Source organism: Pseudoalteromonas sp. TAE56 (assembly GCF_000497955.1).
Taxonomy (GTDB): domain Bacteria; phylum Pseudomonadota; class Gammaproteobacteria; order Enterobacterales; family Alteromonadaceae; genus Pseudoalteromonas.
In genome coordinates, this window is sequence record NZ_AUTN01000055.1 from 1 (window position 1) to 2,903 (window position 2,903).

3 protein-coding genes and 1 pseudogene are annotated in these 2,903 nt (G+C 42.4%); all 4 read left to right on the top strand.

What is annotated here, in order from left to right:
• Positions 1–1,484 (top strand): alpha/beta hydrolase family protein (locus L656_RS0102075; RefSeq protein WP_024598017.1); only part of this gene is annotated, 1,484 nt, incomplete at its 5' end.
• A 51-nt stretch (positions 1,485–1,535) separates the two neighbouring features.
• Positions 1,536–1,760: pseudogene (locus L656_RS0102080) on the top strand (alpha/beta hydrolase family protein); the annotation flags it as partial.
• Positions 1,761–1,831: 71 nt separating this feature from the next.
• On the top strand, positions 1,832–2,449 hold the full coding sequence (locus tag L656_RS0102085; protein WP_024598019.1) for a LysE family translocator: 618 nt from the start codon (positions 1,832–1,834) through the stop codon (positions 2,447–2,449).
• A gap of 80 nt (positions 2,450–2,529) precedes the next feature.
• Entirely contained in the window at positions 2,530–2,802 is a 273-nt protein-coding gene (locus tag L656_RS1000000122950; protein WP_024598020.1) for a DUF2798 domain-containing protein, read from the top strand.
• The last annotated feature ends 101 nt before the right edge of the window (positions 2,803–2,903 follow it).

The window sequence follows — 2,903 nt, forward strand, 5'->3', positions numbered from 1 at the left end:
GAGCCGATCAAGGCGCTGAAGTTATTTGGGCAGAAGCACAAGATGGCGGCAACATGAAAACCGACGTTGAGCATCATGATTATGTTTACAGCTTACGTGCACCCTTTAAACGCGAGCCTAAATTATTTGCCAAAGTAGAACGCCGTTATGCAGGAATGGAGTGGGGCAACGAAAACGTAGCAATGCTGACAGACTGGCGCTTTAGCGATCGCCAAGTACGCACCTTTGTTGTACAGCCACGAAATGCCGACAGAAACCGCGTTTTGTTTTCAGAGCGTAGTTACAACGACGCGTATAAAGATCCAGGTAATGCAATTTACGAGCGCAACGATTTAGGCGCAAACGTGATTAAAATTGTAGGCGGGCGTTATATTTACCTGCGCGGTAATGGTGCTTCAGAGCAAGGTAATGTGCCGTTTTTAGATCAATACGATGTTAAAACAAATAGCAGCAAGCGTTTATGGCAATCAGAAGCGCCATACTACGAGCGTGTACGCGCTCTGCTTGACGACGAAGGTGAGCGATTTATTACTATTCGTGAATCTAAAACTGAGCAACCTAACTTTTTTATACGCAATTTAGATAACGACACGCTAACGCAATTAACGACATTTGAGCATCCGTATCCTGCATTTAAAGGGGTAACTAAAGAGCAATTACGTTATAAACGCGACGACGGTGTTGAGCTTTCGGGTACGCTTTATTTACCACCAGGGTACGATAAAACACAAGGCCCGTTACCTGTACTTATGTGGGCTTACCCACTTGAATACAAAGATAAAGCCGTAGCATCGCAAGTTCGCGAGTCGCCTTACGCATTTACCTACATTGGCTATTGGGGTCCTATGCCTTACCTTGCCAAAGGGATTGCCGTGTTTGACGACCCTAAAATGCCAATAGTGGGTATTGATGGCAGTGAGCCAAACGATAACTTTAGAAAGCAGCTAGTATCAAGCGCACAAGCAGCTGTTGATGTATTGGTTAAAAAAGGTATTGCCGATAAAAACAAAATAGCCATAGCAGGGCACTCATACGGTGCATTTATGGTTGCTAACTTATTGGCTCATAGCGATTTATTTAAAACAGGTATTGCCCGCAGTGGCGCGTATAACCGCACATTAACGCCGTTTGGTTTTCAAGGAGAAGAGCGTGATTTTTGGCAAGCACAAAGTGTGTACGCTAATATGTCGCCGTTTTTTCACGCTGAAAAAATTAACGAACCAATGCTAATGATCCACGGTCAGGAAGATCCTAATTCTGGCACTTTTCCAATGCAAAGTGAGCGCATGTACGCAGCCCTAAAAGGTTTAGGTAAAGATGCTCGCTTAGTAATGCTCCCATATGAAGCACATGGTTACCGTGCGCGTAAAAGCTTATTACACGTGTTGTGGGAACAAGAACAGTGGTTAGATAAGTATTTGTTAAATGATACAGCAAAGCCTGTCGAGGTCATTACTGAACCAATGGTAAGTACTGGGCAATAGATGCTTTTTACATATGGGGTGGGGTGCAAGAAGATCCCCCCTCAATCTCACGGCACTTTCCCAATGCAAAGTGAGCGCATGTACGCAGCCCTAAAAGGTTTAGGTAAAGATGCTCGCTTAGTGATGCTCCCATATGAAGCACATGGTTACCGTGCGCGTAAAAGCTTATTACACGTGTTGTGGGAACAAGAACAGTGGTTAGATAAGTATTTGTTAAATGATACAGCAGAGCCAGTAGAAGTTATTACTGAACCCTTGGTAAGTGCTGGGCAATAGTAATAAACATGAGTAAGCAACAGCGCGGCTACTTATAGCCGCGTTTTTGCTTTTAATATGAGAGTAAATTAATGATTGATGTAGCAGCACTTGCGGTTTTTATTCCTACCTTCTTTTTTGTGTCGATAACGCCAGGTATGTGTATGACCCTTGCCATGACACTCGGTATGAGCATTGGCGTGCGCCGCACATTATGGATGATGATAGGTGAGCTGTTAGGTGTAGCAAGTGTTGCTATAGCTGCGGTATTAGGCGTTGCAAGCGTAATGCTAAATTACCCAGATGCGTTCGCTATTTTAAAATGGGTTGGCGGTGCGTACTTAATTTATATTGGCTTTAATATGTGGCGAGCCAAAGGGAAAATGTCGGTCGATACCTCAAAACCAAGTGACGTAAGTCGGAAGTCGCTATTTACGCAAGGTTTTGTAACCGCAATTGCTAATCCTAAAGGGTGGGCGTTTATGATCTCACTATTACCGCCCTTTATAAGTGTTGAGCATGCAGTAGCCCCTCAGCTTTTAGTATTGCTTGGCGTTATAATGACCACCGAGTTTTTAAGCATGTTGGCTTATGCAACAGGCGGTAAAAGCTTACGTTTATTTTTAGCCCGTGGCGATAATATAAAATGGATGAACCGTATTGCTGGTAGCTTAATGGGGTTAGTTGGAATTTGGCTTATTTTTGGTTAGCTCAAAAAGTAGTTGATATTGTCAATTAATTTGCTATAGTTGATTTTATCATCTATTTAACGCTTAAGGCATGCCCAAAAATGAGTACACCCGTATCAGTAAATCCAGTAATTGTTGAGCCTAAAAAAACACCTGTAATTTATAAGATACTGGTTATGGTAAGTATTATTACCTTAATTGGCGGTACTCTAACTGGCATTATGACTTATGTAAATGTGGGTGTTACAGAGCATTTTTATGTAGATTGGTTTACCTCATTTATAAGTGCAGTACTTGTAATGGCGCCTGTTGGTTTTGTAATGATGACCTTAATGCATAAGCTAGTTAATAAGTTATTACTTAGGGCGTATTGACCTTTGGTGGTTGAATTTGCAGCAGTGTGTTTGGTTTTTAGGCAAGGCAGAGCCTATGTAGTGTGGTTATTCCCCATAAATAGGCGATAACGCAGCATAAA

Coding starts and splice junctions, on each gene's coding strand:
- L656_RS1000000122950 (WP_024598020.1), top strand. CDS start 2,530: ATGAGTACACCCGTATCAGTAAATCCAGTAATTGTTGAGCCTAAAAAA.
- L656_RS0102085 (WP_024598019.1), top strand. CDS start 1,832: ATGATTGATGTAGCAGCACTTGCGGTTTTTATTCCTACCTTCTTTTTT.